Source organism: Streptomyces sp. NPDC058221 (assembly GCF_042882365.1).
Lineage (GTDB): Bacteria > Actinomycetota > Actinomycetes > Streptomycetales > Streptomycetaceae > Streptomyces.
Genome location: NZ_JBHVWF010000264.1, coordinates 1 through 5,567 on the forward strand (window position 1 = coordinate 1; position 5,567 = coordinate 5,567).

The window sequence follows — 5,567 nt, forward strand, 5'->3', positions numbered from 1 at the left end:
TCTCGCGGCAGCGGAGCAGCGGGGAGCTGACGATCTCCTGCACCGTGCCGCGGGCGGCGAACGCCTCGGCCGCGTGCTCGGCCTGCCGGCGGCCGGTGGCGGAGAGTTCGGGGTCGGTGCCGCCGCTGCCGGAGAACCGCTTCTGCGGGGTGAGGGCGGTCTCGCCGTGCCGCAGCAGGACGAAGGTGGCGGGCGCGCCCAGGTCGGCGGCGGTGCCCCAGCCGACCTGCGGTGTCGCGGTGGTGGCCTGTGGGGTTTCGCCGGCGGGCCTGTTCAGCGCGGCCCTCGCCCTGGCCGCGCCGGCTGTCGCGTCGCCCGGCGGTCCGGAGACCGGCGGCAGGACTCCGGCCACTGTGGACCCCGGGGTGTCGAGGGCGGCTGTCGAGGACGAGGGCTCCCACTGCTTGCCGCGCCTGCCCGCGTCCATCGCCTCGTTCGCGAGCCGGTCCGCGTGCTTGTTCTTCTCGCGCGGGATCCACTCGTAGGTGACGGCGGACGCCGGAAGGATCCGGGCGGCCTCCGCCGCGAGCGGCTTCATGTCCGGGTGCTTGATCTTCCAGCGCCCCGACATCTGCTCGACGACGAGCTTGGAGTCCATCCGGACGTGCACCCGCACTCCGCCGTCGTCCGAGGCGTCCGGCACGAGTGCCTTCGCCGCCCGGAGTCCGGCGATGAGGCCCTTGTACTCGGCGACGTTGTTCGTCGCGACGCCGATGTACTCGGCGGCCTCGGCCAGCGCCTGACCCGTCACCGGGTCGATGACGACCGCGCCGTAACCGGCGGGCCCCGGGTTGCCCCGGGAGCCGCCGTCGGCCTCGATGACGAACTGGTGCGGCGGGGTCACTACAGACCCGAGTCCGCGGTGCGGACCAGGATGCGGTGGCAGTTCTCGCAGCGCAGCACCGTGTCGGGGGACGCGGCCTTCACGTCGTTGACCTCGGTGATGTTGAGCTCGAGACGGCAGCCCTCGCAGCGGCGCTGGTAGAGGCGGGCGGCGCCCACCCCTCCCTGCTGGACACGGAGCTTCTCGTACAGCTTGAGCAGGTCGGCGGGGACGGAACCGGCGACGATCTCACGGTCCTTGGTGACCTTCGCGGTCTCCTCGTCGAGCTCCTTGGTCGCGGCGTCCCGACGGGCGGTCGCGTCGTCGACCTTGGCCTGGACCGCGGAGACGCGGTCGGTCAGCTCGGCGACCCGCTCCTGTGCGGACTCGCGGCGCTCCATGACCTCCAGGACGACGTCCTCCAGATCACCTTGGCGCTTGGCGAGCGAAACGATCTCGCGCTGGATGCTCTCCAGGTCCTTGGGCGAGGTGACCGTTCCGGAGTCCAGGCGCTGCTGGTCGCGGGTGGCGCGCTGGCGTACCTGGTCGACGTCCTGCTCCGCCTTGACCTGCTCGCGGGCGGTGTCGCTCTCCTCGGTCGTCGAGGCGACGAGGAGATCGCGGAGTTGGGCGAGGTCGGTCGTGAGCGACTCGATCTCGGTGTGCTCGGGAAGGGAGTTGCGCTTGTGCGCGATCTGGGAGAGACGCTGGTCGAGGGCCTGGACGTCGAGGAGTCGGATCTGGTCGGCGGGCGCGGCGTTCAGTTGGGGGCTCCAGAAGAGTGGTGGGTGGTCCAGGGGTCGGTGACCTGCTTCGAGACATGGACCCGCAGGTCCCATCCGTGGCGGTCGGAAATCGCGTCGAGCTGTGCGGCGGCCTGTTCGCACCACGGCCATTCGGTGGCCCAGTGTGCGGCATCGACCAGGCCGAGCGAGGAGTGCTGGACGGCCTCGGAGGCCGGGTGGTGACGCAGGTCCGCGGTGAGGAAGGCATCCACCCCCGCGGCGCGCACCGCGTCGAAGAGGCTGTCGCCGGATCCGCCGCTCACCGCGACGGTGCGCACGAGGGCGTCCGGATCGCCGGCCAGCCGGATGCCCTGCGCGGTGGCGGGCAGCCGGGCGGCGGCCCGGGCGGCGAACGCGCCGAGGGTCTCGGGGTGGCCGAGCGTGCAGATCCGGCCGAGGCCGCGGCGGCCTGCGGGGTCCGTGGGATCCGGGACGAGGGGCCGCTCGACCCGCAGGTCGAGGGCGCCGGCCAGGGCGTCGGAGACACCGGGGTCCGCGGAGTCCGCGTTGGTGTGCGCCACGTGCAGCGCGATGTCGTGCTTGATGAGGGTGTGCACGACCCGGCCCTTGAAGGTGCCGGCCGCGACCGTCGTCGTTCCGCGCAGGTAGAGCGGGTGGTGGGTGACGATCAGCTGGGCGCCGAGCTCCATCGCCTCGCCCGCCACGTCCTGGACGGGGTCGACGGCGAAGAGCACCCGGCCGACCTCGGCGTCCGGATCACCGCAGACGGTGCCGACCGCGTCCCATCCTTCGGCCCGCTCGGGCGGCCAGAGGGCGTCGAGCTCGGCGATGACTTCAGACAGACGGGGCACGGAACAAAGGCTACCTGCCCTCCGTGCCCCGCAGGCCATGGCCGCCGCGACCCGTACGGGCAGCGCGACGGCCAGTCATGAATCGTTACTTCACGAGGTCGGCGCGGAGGTCGTCGAGGACCAGGTTCGCGGCCGTGACGCCGAGGCCGAGGTACCAGGTCTCGTCGGAGACGTTCTTGGCCCGCCCCTCCTTGACCGCCTTGAGGTTCTTCCACAGCGGGTTGGACTGGGCGGTGTCGCGCTTGGTGGCCTTCACGTCGCCGTACACCCCGGTGAAGATCCAGTCGGCGTCCGCCTCGTCGATCTTCTCCGGGCTGATCTCCGCGGCGAGGTCGTTGATCTGCTGGTTCCTGGGCCGCGGCAGACCGGTGTCCTGCAGGATCGTGCCGATGAAGGAGGCCTTGGCGTAGAGGCGGATCCGGTCCGGCAGGTAGCGGACCATGGAGACGGTCGGCTTCTTCGGACCGATGTCCTCGCCCAGCTTCTTCGCGTTCGCCTCGTAGACGCCCAGCTCCTGCTTGGCCTTGGCGGTCTTGTCGAGCGCGGCGGCATTGAGGAGGTAGTTCTCCTTCCAGGTGAATCCCGGACGGATGGAGAACACGGTCGGCGCGATCTTGGACAGCTCGTCGTACTTGTCGGCGGCGCGCAGCTGGCTGCCGAGGATCAGGTCGGGCTTGAGACCCGCGATCGCCTCAAGGTTGAGGTTGTTGATCGTGCCGACGTTCTTGGGGTCGCCCGCGTTCTTCTTCAGGTACGAGGGAATGGCCGCGTCACCCTCGGACGGGGCGTAGCCGACCGGCTTCACACCCAGCGACACCACGTTGTCGAACTCGCCGACGTCGAGCACGACGACGCGCTTCGGGGCCGACTTCAGCTCGGTCCTGCCCATGGCGTGGGTGAGGGTGCGGGGGAACGTGCCCGCCGGGGCGTCGGTCCCGTACTCCGCCGTCTTCTTCGCCGCGTCACCGAAGTCCTTGCCGCCCGTCGCGACCGCGGCCTTCTTCTCTCCCCCGGCCTCGGACTTGCCCGAGCCGCCGGAGCCGCCGTCGTCACTTCCGCAGGCCGAGAGGGACAGGGCGGCGACTACGGCCAGGCCGACTGCGGCGGTGCCGCGGCGTCGAAGGGACATCACTTGCTCCAGTCGAGGATCACACAGGTAACGCTTAGGAATGCCTAACCTTAGGCAACCCTTTCGCGTGAAGCACACCCACCCCCTCCTCCTCAGGCGAATCCGGGCAGGGCCACCCATATGTGTGAAGTGGTGGGGCTCGTGTTGTTCGGCAGGAAGTGCGAAAACTAGCTTCGGTTGCCGGAGGTGACGAGTCGATGACTGCCTGTGCCATCGAGGACGGGACCGCAGCGGCGGTCGAAGCCGGCGAGACGGTGGACCCGGGGTCCGACGATCCGGACGGGGCCGAGGAGCCGGCGGCTGACGCGACGGAGACGGCGGACGTGCCGGCCGCCGCTGTGGCGGATGTGGAGGATGCGGCGGCCGAGGCGGCTGATCCCCCGGGCACCCCTGTGGTGGAGCCGGGCCCTGCTGAAACGGTCCTGCTGCCGGCCGCACGCATGCCCGCAGCCGCGGAGGAGCCCGTGTTCGCCACGGCAGCCACGGCGGAGCCCGCGTTCACCGTGCCCGCAGCCGCCGCGGAGCCCGCGTTCACCATCACCGCGAACGGCGCCTACGCGGCGCGGCTCACGACCGCGGGTGCCGCGAGCGACGACACCGGCGAGGCGGGCGCCGACACTGCTGCGGCCTGGTTCCCGGAGCGCTGGACGCTGGACGGGCCGGAGCCGTACGCCGTGCCGCTCCCGCTCGGCCGGCCGGAGGAGGCCGACTCCGAGGTAGTGCCGCTCGCCGACGGCCGGGTGCTCATCCGGCGCCGGGTCGCGGACCGGCACACCTTCTCGCTGCTCTATCCGACCGGCCCCGGCACGGGTGAACTGCCGCTGGGCGCGGTCGAGTGCGCGGAGCTGGCGCTGCTGCCGCCCTCACCGGACGGCGTCAGCGCGTACGCCCTGTCCGCAGGCGAACACTCCACCGCACTCTGGCTGGTTGCGGGCGGCACGTTCGGGCCCGAGCACATCGCGGATCTCCCGGGGCGCTGCTCCGGCGGGGTCTGGCTGGACCGGGCCGGCCGGCTGCTGGCCCTGGACCGGGAGCCGGTGGGGGGCGGTCCCGTGAAGGCGGTGGCGGTGGATCTGGGCCGGGGCGCCGAGATGACGCCGCTGCTCCAGATCGCGCCGGACAGCAACGACCGGCTGCTGCTCGCCGACCCGGACAGCGGTCTCCTGCTGATCCGCTCGGACGCGCCGGGGCACGACCGGCTCGGCTGGGGGGTGCTGGGCAGCTGCCTGCCGGTGCGCTTCCCGGAGTGCCTGCGGCTGCCGGACGCCGCGGTGACGCCCTTCGCCGTGCAGCCGGGGCAGATGCTGATGCCGGAGAGCTGCGCGGTGGCGCTGCGGATCGACGGGGCCGGGGGCAGCTGGGTGGGCGTGTGGCGTCCTGCGGGCCGCCGGCTGCATCAGCTCCCCGTGCCCGAAGGATGGCTGGCCGGCAGTGGGGTCTGGTCCCGCGAGGGAGTGCTCGGACTTCCCTACGCGAACGGGGAGACGGCCTGCGCGGTGGCGTTCCTGGAGGCGCCGCCGGATGTGGAGCGAGCAGCGGGGCCTTCTTCGGCCGGAGAGGAGCGGTCCGGATGCCCGGGAAGCGGTATGCAACCGTCCGCGGCTGTGGCGCCTCCTTCTGTGTGCACACCGGTTCCACTGGGACAGGCGCCTCTGGTGGGGCGTACGGGTCCCGGTTAGACCTTCCGGTCTAAGGTTGGACCGGGGCTCACGCATCCACGCGCCGTGGTCGCCGACGGTGGCCGTTCTCGGGTGACGGTGGCGTGAAAGCTCCGGAGACAAGCACGTAAGCGATCACAACGGGGTGACTTCCCACATGTCTGAAGCCCGAACCGACACGACCCAGACGCGTCCGCCGGGGGCGGACGCGGAACGGGCCGAAGCCGGCGGCTCCGGAAAGCACCGAGGGGGTACGGCAGCGGACGACGCGGCGGCACAGCCGCTCGGCCGCCACCGCCGCGACCCCGAAGGGGGCAGCCGGGCGGCCTGATCGCCCAGGACATCAACGAGGGAGGGGAG

6 protein-coding genes are annotated in these 5,567 nt (G+C 71.9%); 2 read left to right on the forward strand and 4 right to left on the reverse strand.

Annotated elements, in window-relative coordinates; all coding sequences use genetic code 11:
- The 4 genes from ACFVW8_RS38200 to ACFVW8_RS38215 form a co-directional block, all read right to left on the reverse strand.
- Positions 1–844: bifunctional RNase H/acid phosphatase (locus ACFVW8_RS38200; RefSeq protein ID WP_389698499.1), on the reverse strand; the 844-nt coding region annotated here is incomplete at its 3' end.
- Positions 844–1,587, reverse strand: a complete 744-nt coding sequence (locus tag ACFVW8_RS38205) for a zinc ribbon domain-containing protein (protein WP_389698509.1) — start codon at positions 1,585–1,587, stop codon at positions 844–846. The genes ACFVW8_RS38200 and ACFVW8_RS38205, both read right to left, overlap by 1 nt.
- Positions 1,584–2,420, reverse strand: coding sequence for a Nif3-like dinuclear metal center hexameric protein (locus ACFVW8_RS38210; protein ID WP_389698501.1), 837 nt, complete (start codon positions 2,418–2,420; stop codon positions 1,584–1,586). The genes ACFVW8_RS38205 and ACFVW8_RS38210 overlap by 4 nt, the downstream gene beginning before the upstream one ends.
- A gap of 85 nt (positions 2,421–2,505) precedes the next feature.
- Entirely contained in the window at positions 2,506–3,549 is a 1,044-nt protein-coding gene (locus ACFVW8_RS38215) for an ABC transporter substrate-binding protein (RefSeq protein ID WP_389698503.1), read from the reverse strand.
- A 197-nt stretch (positions 3,550–3,746) separates the two neighbouring features.
- Between ACFVW8_RS38215 and ACFVW8_RS38220 the strand changes: the two genes are divergently transcribed.
- Positions 3,747–5,228 (forward strand): hypothetical protein, encoded by a 1,482-nt coding sequence (locus tag ACFVW8_RS38220; protein WP_389698505.1) that lies wholly within the window; start codon positions 3,747–3,749, stop codon positions 5,226–5,228.
- Positions 5,229–5,364: 136 nt separating this feature from the next.
- Positions 5,365–5,538, forward strand: coding sequence for a hypothetical protein (locus ACFVW8_RS38225; protein WP_389698507.1), 174 nt, complete (start codon positions 5,365–5,367; stop codon positions 5,536–5,538).
- Positions 5,539–5,567 lie beyond the last annotated feature (29 nt).

Excerpts from the sequence above, each read along its gene's own strand:
- ACFVW8_RS38215 (WP_389698503.1), bottom strand. The coding sequence starts at position 3,549 with ATGTCCCTTCGACGCCGCGGCACCGCCGCAGTCGGCCTGGCCGTAGTC.
- ACFVW8_RS38220 (WP_389698505.1), top strand. The coding sequence starts at position 3,747 with ATGACTGCCTGTGCCATCGAGGACGGGACCGCAGCGGCGGTCGAAGCC.
- ACFVW8_RS38225 (WP_389698507.1), top strand. The coding sequence starts at position 5,365 with ATGTCTGAAGCCCGAACCGACACGACCCAGACGCGTCCGCCGGGGGCG.